General features: G+C 64.6%; 17 protein-coding genes and 3 tRNA genes. 2 read left to right on the forward strand and 18 right to left on the reverse strand.

Annotation, left to right across the window (positions count from 1 at the left end):
* Window positions 1–9: 9 nt before the first annotated feature.
* Window positions 10–3,144 carry an efflux RND transporter permease subunit gene (locus BM154_RS02425; protein ID WP_083414438.1) on the forward strand — a complete coding sequence of 1,045 codons (3,135 nt, stop codon included), beginning with the start codon at window positions 10–12 and terminating at the stop codon, window positions 3,142–3,144.
* A gap of 40 nt (window positions 3,145–3,184) precedes the next feature.
* Here BM154_RS02425 and BM154_RS02430 read toward each other — a convergent pair whose 3' ends face one another.
* The 7 genes from BM154_RS02430 to BM154_RS02460 all read right to left on the reverse strand — a co-directional run bounded on the left by BM154_RS02430 (window position 3,185) and on the right by BM154_RS02460 (window position 9,654).
* Window positions 3,185–4,567: a tripartite tricarboxylate transporter permease gene (locus BM154_RS02430; RefSeq protein ID WP_139225372.1), complete on the reverse strand. Its 1,383-nt coding sequence runs from the start codon at window positions 4,565–4,567 to the stop codon at window positions 3,185–3,187.
* Window positions 4,567–5,100 (reverse strand): hypothetical protein, encoded by a 534-nt coding sequence (locus BM154_RS02435; protein ID WP_139225373.1) that lies wholly within the window; start codon window positions 5,098–5,100, stop codon window positions 4,567–4,569. Before BM154_RS02435 ends, BM154_RS02430 begins: the two co-directional genes overlap by 1 nt.
* A gap of 101 nt (window positions 5,101–5,201) precedes the next feature.
* The gene (locus BM154_RS02440; RefSeq protein ID WP_208609411.1) at window positions 5,202–5,600 is read right to left on the reverse strand and encodes a hotdog family protein; all 399 of its coding nucleotides are present in this window, start codon (window positions 5,598–5,600) and stop codon (window positions 5,202–5,204) included.
* A 14-nt stretch (window positions 5,601–5,614) separates the two neighbouring features.
* Window positions 5,615–6,073 carry an FAS1-like dehydratase domain-containing protein gene (locus BM154_RS02445; protein WP_074880563.1) on the reverse strand — a complete coding sequence of 153 codons (459 nt, stop codon included), beginning with the start codon at window positions 6,071–6,073 and terminating at the stop codon, window positions 5,615–5,617.
* Window positions 6,073–7,311: a CaiB/BaiF CoA transferase family protein gene (locus BM154_RS02450; protein WP_074880566.1), complete on the reverse strand. Its 1,239-nt coding sequence runs from the start codon at window positions 7,309–7,311 to the stop codon at window positions 6,073–6,075. Before BM154_RS02450 ends, BM154_RS02445 begins: the two co-directional genes overlap by 1 nt.
* Window positions 7,312–7,471: 160 nt before the next feature.
* Window positions 7,472–8,371 (reverse strand): hydroxymethylglutaryl-CoA lyase, encoded by a 900-nt coding sequence (locus tag BM154_RS02455; protein ID WP_074880569.1) that lies wholly within the window; start codon window positions 8,369–8,371, stop codon window positions 7,472–7,474.
* On the reverse strand, window positions 8,368–9,654 hold the full coding sequence (locus BM154_RS02460; RefSeq protein WP_074880571.1) for a hydroxymethylglutaryl-CoA reductase, degradative: 1,287 nt from the start codon (window positions 9,652–9,654) through the stop codon (window positions 8,368–8,370). Before BM154_RS02460 ends, BM154_RS02455 begins: the two co-directional genes overlap by 4 nt.
* Before the next feature lie 117 nt (window positions 9,655–9,771).
* Here BM154_RS02460 and BM154_RS02465 point away from each other — a divergent pair, with 117 nt between their 5' ends.
* On the forward strand, window positions 9,772–11,169 hold the full coding sequence (locus BM154_RS02465; protein ID WP_074880573.1) for an aminotransferase-like domain-containing protein: 1,398 nt from the start codon (window positions 9,772–9,774) through the stop codon (window positions 11,167–11,169).
* A gap of 216 nt (window positions 11,170–11,385) precedes the next feature.
* Here the strand turns inward: BM154_RS02465 and glpT are convergent, their stop codons facing one another.
* The 11 genes from glpT to accD all read right to left on the reverse strand — a co-directional run bounded on the left by glpT (window position 11,386) and on the right by accD (window position 20,557).
* Window positions 11,386–12,732, reverse strand: a complete 1,347-nt coding sequence (gene glpT, locus BM154_RS02470) for a glycerol-3-phosphate transporter (RefSeq protein WP_074880578.1) — start codon at window positions 12,730–12,732, stop codon at window positions 11,386–11,388.
* A gap of 333 nt (window positions 12,733–13,065) precedes the next feature.
* A tRNA-Asp gene (locus BM154_RS02475) sits at window positions 13,066–13,142 on the reverse strand.
* A gap of 97 nt (window positions 13,143–13,239) precedes the next feature.
* Window positions 13,240–13,316: transfer RNA gene (locus BM154_RS02480), tRNA-Asp, on the reverse strand.
* 37 nt (window positions 13,317–13,353) lie between these two features.
* Window positions 13,354–13,429 (reverse strand) — tRNA-Val (locus BM154_RS02485).
* A gap of 99 nt (window positions 13,430–13,528) precedes the next feature.
* The gene (locus BM154_RS02490) at window positions 13,529–14,293 is read right to left on the reverse strand and encodes an SDR family oxidoreductase (protein ID WP_074880580.1); all 765 of its coding nucleotides are present in this window, start codon (window positions 14,291–14,293) and stop codon (window positions 13,529–13,531) included.
* The gene (locus tag BM154_RS02495) at window positions 14,290–15,501 is read right to left on the reverse strand and encodes an O-succinylhomoserine sulfhydrylase (protein ID WP_074880583.1); all 1,212 of its coding nucleotides are present in this window, start codon (window positions 15,499–15,501) and stop codon (window positions 14,290–14,292) included. The genes BM154_RS02490 and BM154_RS02495 overlap by 4 nt, the downstream gene beginning before the upstream one ends.
* 65 nt (window positions 15,502–15,566) lie before the next feature.
* Window positions 15,567–17,072, reverse strand: a complete 1,506-nt coding sequence (gene purF / locus BM154_RS02500; protein WP_074880587.1) for an amidophosphoribosyltransferase — start codon at window positions 17,070–17,072, stop codon at window positions 15,567–15,569.
* 28 nt (window positions 17,073–17,100) lie between these two features.
* A complete protein-coding gene (locus tag BM154_RS02505; protein ID WP_074880590.1) occupies window positions 17,101–17,667 on the reverse strand; it encodes a CvpA family protein in 567 nt (188 codons plus the stop codon).
* Between the two features lie 79 nt (window positions 17,668–17,746).
* Window positions 17,747–18,385: an SPOR domain-containing protein gene (locus BM154_RS02510; protein ID WP_074880592.1), complete on the reverse strand. Its 639-nt coding sequence runs from the start codon at window positions 18,383–18,385 to the stop codon at window positions 17,747–17,749.
* Entirely contained in the window at window positions 18,369–19,676 is a 1,308-nt protein-coding gene (folC, locus tag BM154_RS02515; protein WP_074880595.1) for a bifunctional tetrahydrofolate synthase/dihydrofolate synthase, read from the reverse strand. The genes BM154_RS02510 and folC overlap by 17 nt, the downstream gene beginning before the upstream one ends.
* On the reverse strand, window positions 19,673–20,557 hold the full coding sequence (accD, locus tag BM154_RS02520; RefSeq protein ID WP_074880598.1) for an acetyl-CoA carboxylase, carboxyltransferase subunit beta: 885 nt from the start codon (window positions 20,555–20,557) through the stop codon (window positions 19,673–19,675). The genes folC and accD overlap by 4 nt, the downstream gene beginning before the upstream one ends.
* Window positions 20,558–20,654: the final 97 nt, after the last annotated feature.

Consider the following 20,654-nt stretch of genomic DNA (forward strand, 5'->3'; position numbering starts at 1 on the left):
AGCATCGACATGTCCTTGTTTTTTATCCGGCGGCCGAACTTCGCCTGGGTGGTCGCGCTGTTCATCACCATGGGCGGCTTGCTGGCCATTCCCTTCCTGCCCGTGGCGCAGTACCCCAACGTGGCGCCGCCGCAGATCACCGTCACCGCGACCTACCCGGGCGCCTCGGCCCAGGTGCTGACCGACTCGGTCACCAGCGTGATCGAGGAAGAGCTCAACGGCGCCAAGAACCTGCTGTACTTCGAGTCCACCAGCAACGCCAACGGCATCGCCGAGATCACCGTGACCTTCCAGCCGGGCACCGACCCGGAGCTGGCCCAGGTCGACGTGCAGAACCGCCTGAAACGTGCCGAAGCCCGTATGCCCCAGGCCGTACTGACCCTTGGTATCCAGACCGAACAGGCCACCGCCGGTTTTCTGCTGATCTATTCGCTGACCTACAAGGACGGCAGCGCCAACGACGACACCACGGCCCTGGCCGATTACGCAGCGCGCAACATCAACAACGAGATCCGCCGGGTTGCGGGGGTCGGCAAGCTGCAGTTCTTCGCCTCCGAAGCGGCCATGCGCGTATGGATCGACCCGCAGAAGCTGGTCGGTTACGGCCTGGCGATCGACGACGTCAACAACGCCATCCGTGCTCAGAACGTGCAGGTACCGGCGGGCGCCTTCGGCAGTACGCCCGGTACGGCCGAGCAGGAGCTGACCGCGACGCTGGCGGTCAAGGGCACCCTGGACAACCCCGAGGAGTTCGCCGCCATCGTGCTGCGCGCCAACCAGGACGGCACGCGCCTGACTCTGGGCGATGTCGCGCGCATCGAGGTCGGCAGCCAGGATTACAACTTCGGCTCGCGCCAGGACGGTAAGCCGGCCGTGGCCGCCGCCGTGCAGCTGGCGCCAGGCGCCAACGCCATCCAGACCGCCGAAGCGGTCAAGCAGCGGCTCACCGAACTGTCGGCCAACTTCCCGGACAACGTGCAATTCTCGGTGCCCTACGACACCTCGCGGTTCGTCGACGTGGCCATCGACAAGGTCATCATGACCCTGCTCGAGGCCATGGTGCTGGTGTTCCTGGTGATGTTCCTGTTCCTGCAGAACGTGCGCTACACCCTGATCCCGTCCATCGTGGTGCCGGTGTGCCTGCTCGGCACCCTGACCTTCATGTACCTGCTGGGCTTCTCGGTGAACATGATGACCATGTTCGGCATGGTGCTGGCCATCGGCATTCTGGTCGACGATGCCATCGTGGTGGTCGAGAACGTCGAGCGGATCATGGCCGAAGAAGGCCTGGAGCCGGTGCCGGCGACCATCAAGGCGATGGGCCAGGTGTCCGGGGCGATCCTCGGCATCACCCTAGTGCTGTCGGCGGTGTTCCTGCCCCTGGCGTTCATGGCCGGCTCGGTGGGCGTGATCTACCAGCAGTTCTCGCTGTCGCTGGCGGTGTCGATCCTGTTCTCGGGCTTCCTGGCGCTGACCTTCACACCGGCGCTGTGCGCCACCCTGCTCAAGCCGATCCCCCAGGGCCATCACGAAAAGACCGGTTTCTTCGGCTGGTTCAACCGCAGATTCACCGGGCTGACCGGGCGCTACACGAAACTCAACAGCAAGCTGGTGCCGCGTGCCGGACGCTTCATGTTCATCTACCTGGGTATCGTGGTGCTGATGGGCTTCTTCTACCTGCGCCTGCCGGAATCCTTCGTGCCGGTCGAAGACCAGGGCTACATGATCGTCGATATCCAGCTGCCCCCCGGCGCGACGCGTGAGCGTACCTCGGCGACCGGCAAGCAGCTGGAAGAGTTCCTCGCCTCCCGCGATGCCGTGGCGACCTCCTTCCTGGTGCTGGGCTTCAGCTTCTCGGGCATGGGCGAGAACGCCGCCATCGCCTTTCCGCTGCTCAAGGACTGGTCCGAGCGTGACTCGGAGCAGTCGGTAGAGGCCGAGACGGCCGCGGTCAACGGCCGCTTCGCCAACCTCGACGACGGCGCCATGATGGCCGTGCCACCGCCACCGATCGACGGCCTGGGCAACTCGGGCGGTTTCTCCCTGCGCCTGCAGGACCGTGGCGGCCTTGGCCGCGAGGCGCTGCTCGCTGCGCGTGACCAGGTGCTCGGCAAGGTCAACGGCAACCCGCTGTTTCTCTACGGCATGATGGAGGGCCTGGCCGAGGCACCGCAGCTGCGCCTGGTCATCGACCGCGACAAGGCACGTGCCCAGGGGGTCAGCTTCGAGTCGATCAGCAATGCGCTGTCCACCGCCTTCGGCTCTTCGGTGATCAACGACTTCGCCAATGCCGGGCGCCAGCAGCGCGTGGTGGTGCAGGCCGAGCAAGGCGCACGGATGACCCCGGACAGCGTGCTCAAGCTGCACGTGCCCAACGACAGCGGCAGCCTGGTGCCGCTCAGCGCCTTCGTGACCACCCAGTGGGAAGAAGGCCCGGTGCAGGTGGCGCGCTACAACGGCTACCCGTCGATCCGCATTTCCGGCGACGCCGCACCTGGCGTCAGCACCGGCGAGGCGATGGCCGAGCTGGAGCGCATCGCCGCCGAATTGCCGGAAGGCATCGGCTACGAATGGACCGGCCTGTCCTACCAGGAGAAGGTCGCCAGCGGCCAGGCGACGTTGCTCTTCGCCCTGGCCATCGTGGTGGTGTTCCTGCTCCTGGTGGCCCTCTACGAGAGCTGGGCGATCCCCCTGGCGGTGATGCTCATCGTGCCGGTCGGCGCCCTTGGTGCGGTGCTCGCGGTAACCGCCATCGGCCTGCCCAACGATGTGTACTTCAAGGTCGGCCTGATCACCGTGATCGGCCTGGCGGCGAAGAACGCCATCCTCATCGTCGAGTTCGCCAAGGACCTGTGGGAAGACGGCTACTCGCTGCGTGATGCTGCCATCGAAGCGGCGCGCCTGCGCTTCCGGCCGATCATCATGACCTCCATGGCCTTCATGCTCGGCGTGGTGCCGCTGGTGATCGCCACCGGCGCCGGCGCGGCCAGCCAGCGTGCCATCGGCACCGGGGTACTGGGCGGCATGTTCAGTGCGACCCTGCTGGGGGTGATCTTCGTGCCGATCTTCTTCGTCTGGGTGCTGTCGCTGCTGCGTACCAAGCCCAAGCAAACCGACTATCACCCCCTGCACAAGGCGCAATGATGAAAGGGGCGTGCAAGCGAAAGCTGCACGCCCTGCTGGTTCAGTTCAACAAGGCGATCAACGCCGGCACGCTGAGTACCGCCGTGTAGTAGCCCATGAACTGCACGCCGATGTTGAAGCCCAGGAAGCGCCCCAGAAAGCCACCGAGCAGACCGACGGTGACGATCACCAGCAGCCCGAGCAGGCCACCCTCCCAGATCCCGACCACCAGCACCAGGCCGATGAAGGTGGCGATCACCGCTTCGTGGCTGATCCTGCGCGACACGAAGGAAGCCGCCTGGTGGGCGAAGTTCATGGTGAAGGGGTAGGCGATCAGAATGGCCACCAGTACCGCCATCATGCCGTAGCCGAAGAACTCCCAGTTGTTGAGCAGGTTATGCAGGTTGTTGACCTCACCGCTTACGCTGTCCACGGTGAAGCGTGGCGGTGCATTGAACAGCGGCGCGGCCGGCCCGGCAGCCACCGGGCTGAGCGGCAGGCCGAAGGCGATCAGCGGGATCAACGCCTCGGCGATGTAGGTCGACTCGGTGACCCCGTTACGGGCGGTGATCACTGTGGTCAGTCGCTCGTAGGCCTGCTTGATGCGCGCACCGATCAACTCGCCCATGATCACCGTCATGGCCACCGGGCTGAACACGAAGGTGGCACTGGTGACGCTCGCCGCCATGGCGGTCATGCGTGCCTGGCGCTTGTTGATCACCCGCAGCGGATTGGGAAAGTAGCCGCGCCAGCCCTTCATGTCCGGCGCCAGGGAGAACACCCGATACTGGTCGCGACGCATGCGTTCACGCTCGGCGGGTGCCAGCATCGAGAACAGCGAGGTGATCAGCGGTGCCACGGCGATGCCGAGGAAATAGCTGACCGCCAGCTTGACCCCGTACTGGGCCGTCAGGGTCTGCAGGGCGACGATCACCAGCACGAACGGCAGCAAGGCCAGCACCGAGGCCCAGCGCCCCGCCGAGAAGTAGGCGATGGTAAAGGCGGCGCAGAGGAACACCCAGGGGGCGAACTGCTTGATGACGTCACCAAACGGCGCCAGCAGGACGGCGAACAGCACCGCCAGGGGCACCGCGATGACGGCCGCCACGGCGCCACCGGAAATCATCTTGCGCAGCGCCACGTGGGGCACGCCGAGGCGGCGCAGGTGGTTGGCGTCGCCGATCAGCGCGGTCGCCGAGGTATCACCGGGAATGCCCAGCAAGGCGGTGGGTACCGCGTGGGTCATGTGCTTGGCCACCGCACCGGCCAGGAAGAAGGTGAGGATGCCGGCCGGCGGCGCGCCGAGCAGCACCACCAGCATGGTCAGCGGGGCCAGGGTGGTGGTTTCGTCGGTTCCCGATACCAGGCCGATGGCGGAGAACAGCACCGCGCCGAACAGGCCAAGTGCCAGGGCCATGAGGATTTCGTAGAGCAGGCCTTCCATCACCGGCGCCCTCCGCTCAGTGCCAGGGATGCGCGCGCATCCACATCGGCATCGGCGCCCGGCTCGCAGGCCTGCTCTTCCCGGGCCTGGGCATCCCGGAACAGCTCGTAGAGGCCAAGCTCGTGAAGTTCGGCGACCACCTCGGGCGAGGTGTCCTCGAGACGGCCGAGGCTGCCGTATTCCTTGAGCAGGTCACCCACCACCTGCTCGCGAAAGGCCGGATCCGCCACGTGCTCGACCACGTCACGCTTGGGCTTGAACAGCACGGCGCTGATCGCGCCACCGCCCAGGCACCCGAGAATGCCGAACAGCATGGCGTAGGCCTTGGCCATCTGCGCCGACTCGACGAGGCCGCCAAGTATCAACAGCGCCAGCCCATAGGCACCCAGGCTGACGATGGCGCTGACAGTGATGGCCAGCACCAGATGCCGGGCATCGACGGTGTCGCCCCACACCTCGTAGAGGTTGTCGGTGTTGCGCGCCGCGTCCGCGCTGGGCGGTGTCGCGGCCGGTCTGGCAAGCTCTTGGCTCATGGTGTCCCCCGCCCTTTCGGGCTCTTGTTGTTATTGAGGAAGCAGCTGGTCGGGTTGGTTTGCACGTCAGGTACCGGCCAGGGCGCCCGCGTCTCTGTCGTTCAGGCCGCGTCGGCAAGGCGTACGCTGGCACCTCCCTGGGTGATCACCTGGCCCGCCTGGTTGGTCAGGCGCAGCACCAGGGTCACTCGCCCGGCCTCCACCGCGACGACTTCACCAGCGGCGCTCAGCACATCGCCGAGATAAGCGGCGCGCCGATTGCTGTACTGGAAGCTCAGCAGCTCGTCGCCCTCCTCCATCCAGTCGTAAACCAGTTGGGTCAGCCAATCGCCCTGCAGCGGGCCGTCCACCAGCAGCGCCGGATGCCCCTCGCACTGCTGGGCATAGGGCAGGTCATAGTGGATACGGTGGGCATTCCAGATGGCCGCGTTGTACAAAAACAGCTGCACGGTGCCGGGTCTGTATTCGCGCTCGGGCAACAGCTGGCCTGCTCTGATCATCTGCCTGTCCATGCTCACCTCGCGATCCGGGTCAGGCGTTCGGTCACCACCGGCTCGCCTGATTCGGTTTCAAAACGGTTTTCGAACACCAGAAAGATCAGCGGCCCTTCGGCACCCTGTTTCTGGTAGATGTCCAGCAAGGTCTGCCGACACAGCAGCACGTCGCTGGCAAATATCCTGCGGTGCACCTGGTACTCGCTGCCGCCAGCCATGATGCGCTTGAGCGGCAACTCGGGGATCAGCGGGTCGTCGGGCTTGTGTCCGTCTTCGAGCAGTTGCTCCAGCGGCAGCACCGGCATCATCGCGCTGAACAGGAACAGCAGCGGCGCTTCGTCACCATCGAGATAACGGCGCTGACGCTGCCCGGTGGCCACTGCATATTTTCTGATGTCGTTGCGGTTCACTTCGAAGCGCGACGGCGGCAGCGAAGTGCCGATGCTGCGCCGTGCCGCATCGCTGATCAGACTCTCCATCAGATCACTCCCAGCCGGACCAGCTCGGCGTATTCGTCTTCGTCCAGACCCAGCCACTGGCGATAGATGGACGCATTGTGCTGGCCGACCGCGGGGGCGCTGGCGCCGCGTTCCAGGGTGCCACCGGAGAGCTTGATCGGGTTGCCGAACACCTCGAAACGCGCCCCCTGGCAGTCGACGGGCACCACCATGTCGCGTTCGCGCAGATGGGGATCGGCCACCACTTCATCGATGCTCTTGATCGGCGACAGCGGAAAACGGTCACCGGTCATGGCTTCCAGTTCGGCCTTGGTGTGGGCGCCGAGCCAGCGCTCCACGGCCGGCTTGACCTTGCGCAGGTAGACGTCGGTCTCGAAGCGCTTGGCCATGCTGTCGACTTCGGGGTCGCTGGCCATCGCCTCGTCACCGAAGGTCAGGCAGGCCTCGCGCCAGAACTTGTCGGTGTAGGCACCGAAGAACACGTAGCCATCCTTGCAGGCGTAGCGCCCGTAGGGGCGCACGAACGGATGGCCATTGCCCTCGGGCACCGTGACCTTGCCGGTTTCGGTGTAAGTCACCAGGGCGTTCTCGGTGAGCGAGACGATCGAGTCCTGCTGCGATACGTCGACCAGCTGGCCCTGGCCGGTGCGCTCCGCTTCACGCAGCGCACCGAGGGTACCGATGGCCGCATACAGCGCAGCGGACAGGTCACCCAGCACCGTGCCCACGCGCATCGGCTCTTCCAGCGTGCCATTCATGGACCACAGGCCGCCGCTGGCCTGGGCACTGCTGTCGAATGCCGGGCGCAGCGAGTTCGGGCCGTACTGGCCGAAGCCACTGATGGCGGTGAACACGATGGCCGGGTTGACCTCCCTGAGCACCTCGTAGCCCAGCCCCAGCTTGGCCATGGTGCCGGGCCGAAAGTTCTCGATGACGATATCGGCCTTGCGCACCATGTCCAGGAAGGTGGCCTTGCCCTCGGCCTTCTTCAGATCCAGGCCGACCGCCATCTTGTTGCGGTTGAACTGGGCGAAGAAGCCACTAACCGGCTCGTCGCTGTTGCGGTTGAGCGGCGGAAACTCCCGGGTAAGGTCGGGATCGGCGGGGTTCTCGATCTTGATCACCGTGGCGCCCATGTCGGCCAGCAGCATGGCGCAGTAGGGGCCGGCGACGACGCGGGTCAGGTCGAGGATGGTCACGCCCTTCAGGGGCCCGGCCGTTCTGGCGAAGCTCGCCAGTGCATCGGTCAGTGAATTCATGGATTCTCCTGTGTCGGTACATCGCCGTCGGGGCGCAGAGGCGCAGCCATGGGAAAGTCGATGTACGCTGGGACAGTGAGTGGACGGAGTGATCCGCGCAATGCGACCTGATGGCTGTCGCCGCTTGCCCGCATCCTTTCCGGGTTGTGGTTCTATTCGGTCAATGCGCCCTGCGCAGGGCGTTGGCCACTCTCGAGGCCGAGGGCTTGCCCAGCGCCGCGTCGATGAAAGCCCCGGCCTCGAGCAATGCAGCCAGATCCACCCCGGTTGCCAGGCCCTGGCCTTCGAGCAAGTAGACCAGCTCCTCGGTGGCCACATTACCGGTGGCGCCGGGCGAATACGGGCAGCCACCGAGCCCGGAAACCGAACTGTCGAACACCCTTACCCCGGCCTCCAGAGCAGCCTGGACATTGGCCACCGCCATGCCGTAAGTGTCGTGGAAATGCCCGGCCAGCGCCGTGATCGGCACCTCGCTGGCGCAGGCCTGGATCAGCGTTCTGGCCTTGCCCGGCGTACCTCGGCCGATGGTGTCACCAAGGCTGATCTCGTAGCAGCCCATGGCATGCAGTTCGCGGACGACCCGCACCACGTCCGCCACCGGCACATCCCCAGTGAACGGGCAACCGAGCACGCAGGAGACATAGCCGCGCACCGCCACGCCCTGCTCCAGCGCCTTGGCCATTACCGGCTGGAAGCGCTGCAGGCTTTCGGCGATGGAGCAATTGATGTTCTTCTGTGAAAACGCCTCGGAGGCGGCGGCGAATACCGCCACCTCCCGGCACCCGGCCTGCAGTGCAGCATCCAGCCCCTGCAGATTGGGCACCAGCGTCGTGTAGGTCACCCCCGGGCGTTGCCCGAGGTGGCGCAGCACCCGATCGGAGTCGGCCATCTGTGGCACCCAGCGTGGCGGCACGAATGCCCCGGCCTCGAGGGTACGCAGCCCGGCCGCGACCAGCCGCTCGATCAGTGCCACGCGCACCTCGACCGGCAGGGTCAGGGCCTCATTCTGCAGGCCGTCGCGGGCGCCGACCTCCACCAGCCTGACCGCATCCATGCTCATTGCCCGCGCTTTTCGCGCAACAACGCCTCGGCGCGGTCGGCACGCACGTCACGGGTCTCGACCATGCGCTTGACCAGCCAGTCCAGCTCATCGCCCCGGGCCCCGGCAGACAGCGCGATATTGCGTGCATGCAGGGCCATGTGGCCACGCTGGATTCCTTCGGTGGCCAGGGCGCGCAATGCCCCGAGGTTCTGCGCCAGGCCGACGGCGACGGCGATCTCGCCCAGTTCCTGGGCACTCTTCACGCCCAGAATGCGCAACGACAGCTGCGCCAGTGGATGGGTCTTGGTGGCGCCACCGACCAGGCCGAGCGGCATCGGCATCTCGAGGGTGCCCACCAGGTGGCCTTCGCGGTCCTTCTCCCAGGTGGTCAGGGAGCCGTAATGGCCATGGCGGGAGGCATAGGCGTGGGCGCCCGCCTCCACGGCCCGCCAGTCGTTGCCGGTGGCCACCACCAGCGGGTCGATGCCATTCATGATGCCCTTGTTGTGGGTCGCGGCGCGGTACGGATCGATGGCCGCGAAAGTATAGGCATCGATCACCCCCTCGATGACATCGGTGCCCTTGTACTCGGTGGTATCCAGATGTTCCGGAGCAATCCGCAACTGGGCACGCGCCAGGCGCAGATCGGCGAGGTTGGAGAGGATGCGCAGGCGCACCTTGCCGCCCGTGAGCTGCTCCATCAGCGGCGCCACGGCTTCGGCCATGGTGTTCACCGTATTCGCGCCCATGGCGTCGCGTACGTCGACTATCAGGTGCGCGACCAGCATCGGCCCGCGCGGGCTGTCGATGAAGGTGTGCACCTCGATATCACGGCAACCGCCGCCCAGGCTGTTCAGCAACTGGTCCTTGCTGTTGGCCAGGGTGATGATCTCGTCCTTGTTGCGCAGCAGGCTGAGGCGCGCGTTGTAGGGATCGCTGACACCGATGATCTGTACCTGGGCACGCATCAGTGGCGCGCTGCTGGAAGTCTGGAAACCACCGGCCGGCCGGGTCAGCTTGGCCATGAACGAGGCCGCAGCGACCACCGAAGGCTCTTCCACCACCAGAGGAATGAGCATCTCCCGGCCGTTGATACGGAAGTTGCTGGCCAGGGCATAGGGCAGCTCGAACTTGCCGATCACGTTCTCGATCATGCCGTCGGCGATCTCCAGCGGCAGCGCACCGGCGTCACGCAAGAGCGCGGTGTCCGCGGCGGACAGGCCGAGCAGTTGCTGCACGTGGTCGAGACGTTGCGAGGGGGACAGGTTACGGAAATCGGGCAGACGGGAATCGATCGACATGGGCGCTCCTCGGGGAGTCGTTTGTTCTTGGTTGAGATGAACGTTAGCCGCACTGTATCCCTGAAAGAAGGTACAGTTTGCCCGGACACTTCATTCCTGTACCCAGGGATTTGCGCCATGCCCAGACCCACCCTCGCCCAGAAAGTCGCCGATGCCATCGCCAGGCAGATTGCCGATGGTGCCCTGCAGGCAGGCAGCAAACTGCCCTCGCTGCGCGAGTACATGCGCCTGCACGGACACTCCAAGAACACCGTCATCACCGCCTATGAACACCTGGCCTCCCAGGGGCTGGTGGAGGCCCGCCACGGCAAGGGGTTCTTCGTCTGCAGGACCGTCAGTGCCAGTGTCGAGGATGACGAGTCGCAGCCCTATACCCGCGCGCTGGACACTATCTGGATGATGCGCCAGCAGTTCGTCCGCGACCCCGGCCATTCACACCTTGGCGAGGGCTTTCCGCCGGTGGAGTGGCTGATGGACATGCGCCTGGACAAATTTCACCGCCAGGTGGTGCGCGGCGGCGTAACCACCCTGTTTCGCTACGGCACGCGGCTGGGTAACCCTGGCCTGCGCCAGCGCCTGGCGCAGAAGCTGGCGGACTACCGCATCGCTGTCACGCCCCGGCAACTGGTTACCACCCTGGGCGCCAACCATGGCATGGATCTGGTCATCCGCCGCTACGTCACTCCCGGCGACGCCGTGCTGGTCGAAGACCCCGGCTATTACCCGCTGTTCGGCAAATTGCAGCTGCAGGGCGCACACATGCTCGGCGTGCCGCGGGAGGCCGACGGGCCGGATCTGGATGCCCTGGAGCGGGTGCTGAAAAGGGCAAGGCCCAAGCTGTTCTTCCTCCAGTCGGTGGGCCACAACCCCACCGGCTCGGACATCTCGCCCGCCAAGGCCCACCGCCTGCTGCAGATTGCCGAAGCGCACGACCTGCTGCTGGTGGAGAACGATGCCATGGCCGACTTCAAGCCCAGCTCGGCCACCAAGCTGACGGCACTGGACCAGTGCGAACGCACCCTGTACCTGGGCAGCTTTTCCAAATCGATTTCCGCCGCCCTGCGCGTCGGCTTCATCGCCGGCAGCAAACAGCGCATCGAGGAGCTGGCCGACCTGAAGATGCTGCTGCACAACAGCGGCGCCGAATACAGCGAACGCACCATCGAGGTGATCCTCGGCGAAGGGCATTTCCTGCGCCACCTGTCACGCCTGCAGGATCGCCTGCACGCCGCCACGCAACGCGGGCTCGCGGTGCTCGATGAACTGGGTGCCGAAGTGTTCTGCAGGCCAGAGCAAAGCCTCTACCTGTGGGCGCGCTTTCCCGGCGTCGCGGACGCCAATGCCCTGACCCGCCATTGCCTGACCCAGGGCGTGATGCTTGCGCCGGGGTCGATCTTCGCCGTCAATCGGCAGACACCGGTGCCCTGGACGCGGCTCAACGTGGCCTATCTGGATGACCCGGCGTTCCGCAGCAGCCTGCAGCGCCAAGGGCAGCAGGTTGTCGGTGCACGTTGACGTCGGTGTTCACCAGAGCACTTGCTGAGCGCCGGGCAGCATAAGTAGCCACGCGCTTGTCACTCGGCATGCCATCGGCGAGGGCTGGAAATGGTGTGACGCAAAGCTGGCTGCCGGGCATTGCGCTTCGGCATAAGCAGGCTGGCGGGATGCGGGAGATCGCCAGCCGCAAAAGCTGTCCAACGCATGGCGGTTGCCACGCGCTGGACGGTGCGATCAGGTCGCGCGCTCTGCGCTCGGTATCTGCTTGTGCCACAAGGTCGGGATCAGGAACACAATGGCCAGCAGGCAGGCACCGACCAGTAGCACGAAGCCGCCATCCCAGCCGAAATGGTCGACCGTGTAGCCCATCGCCGCACTTGCCGCGACCGAACCGCCGAGGTAGCCGAACAGGCCGGTGAAACCGGCGGCAGTACCCGCTGCCTTCTTCGGAGCAAGCTCCAGCGCATGCAGGCCGATCAGCATCACCGGGCCGTAGATCAGGAAGCCGATGGTGACCAGTGCGGCCATGTCGACGACGGGATTACCCGGCGGGTTGAGCCAGTACACCACGGTTGCAACGGTCACCAACGCCATAAATACCACGCCGGTCAGACCACGGTTGCCGCGAAACACCTTGTCGGACATCCAGCCACACAACAGCGTGCCGGGAATGCCCGCCCACTCGTAGAAGAAGTAGGCCCAGGAGCTCTTGTCGACGGTGAAGTGCTTGACCTCTTTCAGGTAGGTCGGCGCCCAGTCCAGTACCCCATAGCGCAGCAGGTAGACGAACACGTTGGCCAGGGCGATGAACCACAGCATCTTGTTGCGCAGCACGTACTTGACGAAGATTTCCCTGGTGCTGAATTCCTTCTCGTGGCTCTCGTCGTAGCCTTCCGGGTAGTCGTTCTTGTATTTCTCGATCGGCGGCAAGCCAACCGATTGCGGGGTGTCGCGCATGGTCGCAAAGGCGAACACGGCAACCAGCATGGCGACCGCAGCGGGTACGTAGAAAGCCGCATGCCAGTCGTTGAACAGGCCCATGCCGAGCAGGAACAGCGGGCCAATCAGGCCACCACCCACGTTGTGGGCGACGTTCCACACCGACACCACGCCACCACGTTCCTTCTGCGACCACCAGTGAACCATGGTTCGGCCACTGGGCGGCCAGCCCATGCCCTGGGCCCAGCCGTTGATGAACAGCAGGATGAACATGATGGTCACGCTGGACGTTGCCCAGGGCGCGAAACCGAAAACGAACATCACCCCAGCCGACACCATCAGCCCGAATGGCAGGAAATAGCGTGGATTGGAGCGGTCGGAAATCAGCCCCATAAGGAATTTCGACAAGCCGTAGGAGATGGCGATAGCGGACATCGCCAGGCCCAGCTGCCCACGGCTGTAGCCCTCCTCCTCGATCAGGAACGGCATGGCCAGGGAGAAGTTCTTGCGCAGCAGGTAGTAGCCGGCATAACCGATGAAGATACCGGCGAAGATCTGCCAACGAAGGCGGCGGTAGGTGTTGTCTATCTGGTCATCGGGCAGGGTTTCCCGATGGGGGGCAGGACGGAAGAAGGCAAACATCCAAAGGCTCCAGTTATTGTTTTAGCTGCGCAGGCGAATGTGACAATTATGTGACATTTTCATTTGCGAAAATAGCACTCGCTAGTGAAGCGGTAAAGCTGGGGATCTGTTGGAATTCGAACTAAATCTACGATTCTGACCGAAGGCTGCGCGAACGATCGGTGATCACGTAAGTGAATGGGTGCGCAACGCGCAAGCGGGAGCGAGATAGGCAAGCACTTGAAGGGGCGCCGCACACGCCTGTCAGTCACAAGCACGCAGGAGCCGGCGGGCAGAAACAAGAAAAGCGACCAATGGCCGCTTTTCAGGAAACCTGCTCTAGGCAGGTGGATGTGGCGCAGCGGACGGGACTCGAACCCGCGACCCCCGGCGTGACAGGCCGGTATTCTAACCGACTGAACTACCGCTGCGTGTCGGTGGACTTGCGTCCATGGAACTCGTGCTTCGTCAGATGTGAAAGCCTGGCTTTCCCGTCACATCTCAGAATTGAATCTCAGATGGAAAATATGGCGCAGCGGACGGGACTCGAACCCGCGACCCCCGGCGTGACAGGCCGGTATTCTAACCGACTGAACTACCGCTGCGCGTCGGTGGACTTGCGTCCAATTCTCTCAAGGCAAGTGGTGGGTGATGACGGGATCGAACCGCCGACCCTCTGCTTGTAAGGCAGATGCTCTCCCGGCTGAGCTAATCACCCTTGGCCTTGCGAGGAGGCGAAATTTACGCGGGCACCCGACCTAAGTCAAGGCCGCCGTTGAATTTTTTTCAAAAAAGCCGACGTACCCACGGCTGCTCTTCAACGGTAGATCATCTTGCGCGCCATACCGCCGTCGGTAACGAACTCCTGGCCGGTCACGAAGCCCGCCTCGCCAGACAATAACCAGGCGACCAGCGCCGCCACGTCGTCCACCTGCCCTGCCCGGCCGACTGGGTGCTGGGCATGGTCGTCAGCGCTCAGCGGCGCCTCGGCACGCTCTTGTGGATCTCGGGAATCGATCCAGCCGGGGCTTACCGCATTTACCCGAATGTCCGGGCCAAGGCTGATGGCCAGCGCATGGGTCAAGGCCAGCAACCCACCCTTGCTGGCCGCGTAGGCTTCGCTTTCTGGCTCCGACTGACTGGCGCGGGTCGATGCCATATTGACGATGGCACCACCGCTGGCGCGCAGGTGCGCCGTGCAGTGCTTGGCCAACAGCATCGGCCCGCTGAGGTTGATCGCCAGCACCTGATTCCACTGCGCCAGCGACAGCTCTTCCAATGGGCCGTTATGGGGGCTGGCCACCCCGGCGTTGCATACCAGGCCGTCGAGCCTGCCGAACCGGGCGATGACCGCCGCTACACCGCCCTCGACCTGACCTTCGTCGGCCACATCCATGGCCACGAACATCGCGTTGTCGCCAAGGGCTGCAGCCACCGCATCGCCATGGCTGTCCGCCAGGTCGCAGAGCGCCACCCGCCAGCCACGAGCCAACAGCCAGCGCGCGATACCTTCACCAATGCCGCGGGCAGCGCCGGTGACCAGCGCGACACGGCCCTGTTCCTCAACACCGCCCGCACTCACAGCGCTTGCAAACCGCGGCTCAGGTCAGCCTTGAGATCGGCGACGTCTTCCAGGCCCACGGCCACCCGGATCAGGCTGTCGCGGATCCCGGCATTGTCACGTTCCTGGGGCGACAGGCGACCATGGGAGGTGGTCGCCGGATGAGCGATGGTGGTCTTGGTATCCCCCAGGTTGGTGGTGATGGAGATCACCCGCGTGGCGTCGATGAAACGCCAGGCGCCCTCCTTGCCGCCCCTGACCTCGAAACTGACCACCGCGCCAAAGGCACTCTGTTGCCGCGCTGCCAGCTCATGCTGGGGATGGCTGGCAAGCCCGGCGTAGTAGACCCGCTCGATGCCGTCCTGCTGCTCGAGCCACTGGGCCAACGCCAGGGCACTGGCGCAATGGGCCTGCATACGGATGCGCAGGGTCTCCAGGCCCTTGAGGAAAATCCACGCGTTGAACGGGCTCAAGGTTGGCCCGGCGGTACGCAGGAAGCCCACCACATCGGTCATCAGCTTGGCGCTGCCGGCCACTACCCCGCCCATCGCCCGCCCCTGACCGTCGATGAACTTGGTCGCCGAGTGCATGACGATATCTGCACCGAGTTTCAACGGCTGCTGCAGGGCCGGGGTGCAGAAGCAGTTGTCCACGGCCAGCAGCGCGCCACGCTCGTGGGCGATCGCTGCTAGAGCGGCAATATCCACCAGCTCGGCCAGTGGATTGGAGGGCGACTCGACGAACAGCAGCTTGGTGTTGGGTTTGAAGGCGCCGGCCCAGCCCTGCAGGTCGGCCAGGGGCACGTAGTCGACCTCCACGCCGAAGCGCTTGAGGTACTTCTCGAACAGGCTGATGGTCGAGCCGAACACGCTGCGCGAGACCAGCACATGATCACCGGCGCTGCACAGGCTCATGACGATGGACAGGATCGCCGACATGCCCGACGCGGTGGCGACTGCCTGCTCGGCGCCCTCCATGGCGGCGATGCGCTCTTCGAAGGCCCGTACGGTCGGGTTGGTGTAACGCGAATAGACGTTACCCGGCACTTCACCGGCGAAACGCGCAGCCGCATCGGCAGCGGTGCGAAATACGTAGCTGGAGGTGGTGAACAGCGCCTCGCTATGCTCGCCTTCCGGCGTGCGGTGCTGCCCGGCACGTACCGCTAGGGTGTCGAAGCCGACCCCCTCCAGATCACTGTTCAGCCGACCGGCATCCCATTCCTGCGTCATATCGCGTCCTCGTCCAGAAACCATTCCGGGCCACATGGGCCCGGATATTTACGCTTTATTGTCGATCAGTTGTTGTACAGATCGATGATCTCGCTGACCGCCTGCCCTTTGCTCTTGGAGCCGTCATTACGCGCCAGGTCGATGCGGTTCAGATAGGCCTCGTCGACATCGCCGGTCACGTACTCGCCGTCGAACACCGCACTGTCGAAATGCTCGATCTTGATCTTGCCGCCACCGACCGCTTCCTTCAGGTCATCGAGATCCTGATAGATCAGCCAGTCGGCACCGATCAGCTCGGCGACCTGCTCGGTGGTACGGCCATGGGCGATCAGCTCGTGGGGGCTCGGCATATCGATACCGTACACGTTCGGATAACGCACGGCGGGCGCTGCCGAGCAGAAATAGACGTTCTTGGCACCGGCTTCGCGGGCCATCTGGATGATCTGCTTGCAGGTGGTGCCGCGTACGATGGAGTCATCCACCAGCATGACGTTCTTGCCGCGGAACTCCAGTTCGATGGCGTTGAGCTTCTGGCGCACCGATTTCTTGCGCGCGGCCTGGCCCGGCATGATGAAGGTACGGCCGATGTAGCGATTCTTGACGAAGCCTTCGCGAAACTTCACACCCAGGTGATTGGCCAGCTCCAGTGCCGAAGTACGGCTGGTATCGGGAATCGGGATGACCACGTCGATGTCGTGCTCCGGACGCTCGCGGCGGATCTTGTCGGCCAGCTTCTCGCCCATGCGCAGGCGCGCCTTGTACACCGACACACCATCCATGATCGAGTCCGGACGCGCCAGATAGACGTGCTCGAAGATGCACGGCTTGAGCTGCGGATTGGGCGCGCACTGGCGGGTATGCAGCTGGCCTTCCTCGGTGATGTACACCGCTTCGCCCGGCGCCAGGTCGCGGATCAGGGTGAAGCCGAGCACGTCCAGGGCCACGCTTTCGGAGGCGATCATGTACTCGACGCCTTCATCGGTGTGGCGCTGGCCAAAGACGATCGGGCGAATGCCGTTGGGGTCGCGGAAGCCGACGATGCCGTAACCGGTGATCATCGCCACCACCGCATAGCCGCCGCGGCAGCGTTTGTGCACGTCCTTGACAGCGGCGAACACGTCCTCTTCGCTGGGGTTGAGCTTGCCGCGCACGGCCAGTTCATGGGCGAACACGTTGAGCAGCACTTCGGAATCGGAGCTGGTGTTGACGTGGCGCAGATCCGATTCGTAGATCTCCTTGGCCAACTGTTCGACGTTGGTCAGGTTGCCGTTGTGCGCCAGGGTGATGCCATACGGCGAGTTGACGTAGAACGGCTGGGCCTCCGCCGAACTGGAGCTGCCCGCCGTGGGGTAGCGCACATGGCCGATGCCCATGTGGCCGATCAGCCGCTGCATGTGGCGCTGCTGGAACACGTCGCGCACCAGGCCGTTGTCCTTGCGCAGGAACAGGCGGCCTTCATGGCTGGTGACGATACCGGCAGCATCCTGGCCGCGGTGCTGGAGGACGGTGAGGCCGTCATACAGCGCCTGATTGACGTTCGATTTACCGACGATACCGACAATGCCACACATGTGACGCAACCCCTACTCAGTGAAACGACTATTTACCGGTGCCAACGGGGGTAGCCCCCTGCAGCACCTCTTTGAATGGAAGCTCGACCGGCTCGCGAATACCGCTGGCCAGCCATTCGCTGGACACACCCAATATGAGGTTCTTCGACCAATCTGCAATCAGCAGGAAATGCGGAAGCAATGCTGACTGTTGCCACCAGGCATCCTGCTGCACCGGCCCCAGGCTGAGTAGCCCGACAGCCACCACGACCAGCAGGGCACCCCGTGCAGCACCGAACACCATCCCCAGAAAGCGGTCGGTGCCCGACAGGCCGGTCACCCGGATCAGCTCGCCAATCAGGTAGTTGATCAGCGCACCGACCAGCAGCGTCAATACGAACAAGATCACACAGGCAGCGATGACACGGGCCGACGGCGTTTCGATGTAGGCCCCCAGGTGTTGGGACAACGCGCCCCCGAACATCCAGGCGACCACGCCAGCAATGATCCAGGTAACAAGCGACAGGGCTTCCTTGACGAAGCCTCTGCTCAAACTGATCAGACTCGAAACGGCGATGATGGCGATGATCGCCCAATCGACCCAGGTGAATGCCACGATGCAGGCTACCGATGGAAGAGGCGCTGCATTTTAACAGAGCCCTGCCCATCGGTTAAGCGCAGATACATGTGATGCGTCAGTTGCTTTCCGGCTGGAAGCGCACCACGAAGCCATTGAGCTTGTGCTGACGGTTGAGCTGGTCACGCAGGCGGTCCGCTTCGACACGCTCGACCAGCGGCCCGACGAACACCCGGTTCATGCCATCGGCAGTACGGATATAGGCGTTGTAGCCCTGGGCACGCAGGGTTTTCTGCAGCGTTTCCGCGCCAGGGCGACTGGACAGGCTGGCCAGCTGTACCGACCAGCTGACCGGCAGGCTGTTGGCATCCAGACGCTCGGCGGGGGCTTTCTGCGGCGGCGCTACCTCGGCGGGCTTGCTGGGGGCCGGCTGAGCGGCTGGCGGCGGCGTGGCCGCCGGCGCGTCGCTGCCCGGCAGCTCGCCAATCGGCTGCTCGACAGGCGCCTGGGCCTGCTCGGCTGCCGCGCTGTCACCTGGCACGGGCTCCTGGGGCAGCTCCTGCGGATCGGGCACGATCACCGGCTGCATCTCGATTTCGGGGGTCACCGGCTGGGCCGGGATACTGGGTGCATCGACCACCACGTGACGCGTTTCGTCGGGCCGGGAAAGCAGCATCGGCAGGAAAATCACCGCCAGGGCGACCAGCACCAGGGCGCCAACGATACGTTGCTTGGTTGCACTATCGAGCATTGCCATCCTGCACATCCTCCTGGGCGTGACGCTCCAGCCACATCAAGGCTTCGGCCACGCAGAAAAAAGACCCAAAGAGCAGAATTTCATCCCCTGCCGCAGCGCGCTCGCACTGGGCCTGCAGTGCCCCGGCGACATCGCCATGGGCCTCGACCCGGGCCCCGCAGGCGGTGAGATGAGCATGCAACTCGGCGGCACCACGGGAGCGCTCGCTGGGTAGCGTCGCCACCGCCCAGTGAGCGATGTCACCCAGTAGAGGCCCCACCACGCCGGGCAGTTCCTTGTCGGCCAGCAGGCCGAACACCGCCAGGCGCTGGCCAGCGAACCCGCGCGCCTGCAAACGGCCGGCGAGAAACTGTGCGGCATGGGGATTGTGCCCCACGTCGAGCAACAGGGTGAGGGACTTGCCGCGCCAGTTCAAGTGACGACGATCCAGGCGGCCGGCCACCCGGGTCGCCCGCAAAGCCTCAGCCAGGCGCTCGGGCTCCCAGGGCAGGTCCAGCAAGGCGTAGGCCTGCAGCGCCAGCGCGGCATTCTCCATGGGCAGATCGAGCAGCGGCAGATCCTGCAGGTGCAGCACCTGGCCGGTGACGGTCAGCCCATACCAGTTCCAGCCCGATTCAGTGACGCTCAGATCGAAGTCCCGGCAACGCAGGAACAACGGGCAATCCAGCTCGGCAACCCGCTCGAGCAGCGGCAATGGCGGATCGAAGTCGCCACACAGCGCCGGCTTGCCTGCCCGCATGATGCCGGCTTTCTCGAAGGCCACCGACTCCCGGGTATCACCCAGCCAGTCGGCATGGTCGACGCCGATACTGGTGATCAGAGTGAGGTCGGCATCGATCAGGTTGACGGCGTCCAGGCGCCCGCCCAGGCCGACTTCGAGCACCGCGACATCCAGATCGGCACGCTCGAACAACCAGAACGCCGCCAGGGTGCCCATTTCGAAATAGGTCAGCGAGGTCTCGCCACGGGCGGCCTCGACGGCGCTGAATGCCTCACAGAGGCTGGCATCACTCGCCTGCTCGCCAGCGATCTGCACCCGCTCGTTGTAGCGCAGCAGGTGGGGTGAGCTGTACACGCCGACCTTCAGGCCCTGGGCGCGCAGCAGCGAAGCGATGAAGGCGCAGGTCGAACCCTTGCCATTGGTGCCGGTGACCGTGATCACCCGCGGCGCCGGTCGGGAAAGGCCGAGGCGTGCCGCGACCTCGCGGGAGCGCTCAAGGCCCATGTCGATGGCGCTCGGATGCAGACGCTCCAGGTACGCCAGCCACTCGGCCAGGGAGCGCGAGGTCATGCGCTGACCGGCAGTGCAGCAGGAGACGGCTGGTGGGTGAACTGCGCCAGCAGGCGAGCCAGGCGCGGGCGCAGCTCGGCACGGTGGATGATCATGTCGATGGCGCCATGCTCGATGAGGAACTCGCTGCGCTGGAAGCCTTCCGGCAGCTTCTCGCGAACGGTCTGCTCGATCACCCGCGGGCCAGCGAAGCCGATCAGCGCCTTGGGCTCGGCGACGATCACGTCACCGAGCATCGCCAGGCTGGCGGAAACGCCGCCGTACACCGGGTCGGTGAGCACCGACACGAACGGGATGCCCTCTTCACGCAGGCGCGCCAGCACGGCAGAAGTCTTGGCCATCTGCATCAACGAGATCAGCGCTTCCTGCATGCGCGCCCCACCGGAGGCAGCGAAGCAGATGAACGGGCAGCGCTTTTCCAGGGCCACATTGGCGGCCTGGACGAAACGCTCGCCGACGATGGCGCCCATGGAACCGCCCATGAAGGCGAACTCGAATGCACAAGCCACCACCGGCATGCCTTCCAGACTGCCGCTCATGGCAATCAGCGCATCCTTCTCGCCGGTCTGCTTCTGGGCAGCGACCAGGCGGTCCTTGTATTTCTTGCTGTCGCGGAATTTCAGGCGATCGGACGGCTCCAGGTCGGCACCGATCTCTTCGCGGCCGTCGGCATCCAGAAAGATGTTCAGGCGAGCACGTGCATCGATGCGCATGTGGTGGCTGCACTTGGGACAAACGTCCAGGGTCTTTTCCAGCTCCGGCTTGTACAGCACGGCCTCGCAGGACGGGCACTTGTGCCACAGGCCTTCGGGCACCGAACTCTTCTTGACCTCGGAACGCATGATCGATGGGATCAGTTTGTCTACCAGCCAGTTGCTCATGCTCTCAATTCTCCAACGCTGTAGGCTTCAACATGCTTGCTGCACATGACAAGCGAATTCACAAAGCGGTCTCGCCGGGGCTGGCATCATGCCCGCC

This window comes from Phytopseudomonas argentinensis, assembly GCF_900113905.1.
GTDB lineage: Bacteria > Pseudomonadota > Gammaproteobacteria > Pseudomonadales > Pseudomonadaceae > Aquipseudomonas > Aquipseudomonas argentinensis.